This window comes from Wenzhouxiangella sp. YN9 (assembly GCF_056324165.1).
Genome location: NZ_JBJNIP010000018.1, coordinates 1 through 387, shown reverse-complemented (window position 1 = coordinate 387; position 387 = coordinate 1). Strand labels below are relative to the sequence as shown.

The following is a 387-nucleotide window of genomic DNA, read 5'->3' as shown; positions in this document are numbered from 1 at the left end:
CTCCAGCGCGTAGGTCAGCACCCGGCCAGCAAAGTCGAGCAGCTCACGCCCAGGCTGTGGAAAGAGCACTTCGCCAGCAAGCCGCTTGTATCAGACGTGCAGTGGATCGACCAGTAACGGTCGGGAATGAACGCTTACGCTCGATTTGAGCTGGTCTGTGGTCAGTGGTGTTCAGGAGCGCGCGGTGGCACGCGGCCTGGCGCGGCGGGACCAGGATTTTCCGGACGCGATCGGCATCGACGAGACCCCTGTGTGTCAACATCCCTCCCAACAGTACCTGATCGGTTTTATCTGTAACATTCAGGGCGCTTACGGAGCGAAGAGATGTCTGATTCCAACGAAGTTGTCACCGACCCGCGCCTTGAGAAGCGTACCCGACGCCGGTTT

Annotated in this window: 1 protein-coding gene; it reads left to right on the top strand. The window is 59.7% G+C overall.

The annotated features are described in order from the left end of the window. Nucleotides 1-184: 184 nt before the first annotated feature. Nucleotides 185-387, top strand: a 203-nt coding sequence (locus tag ACEWQ0_RS00040) for a hypothetical protein (protein WP_476484110.1), incomplete at its 3' end; no start/stop codon positions are given.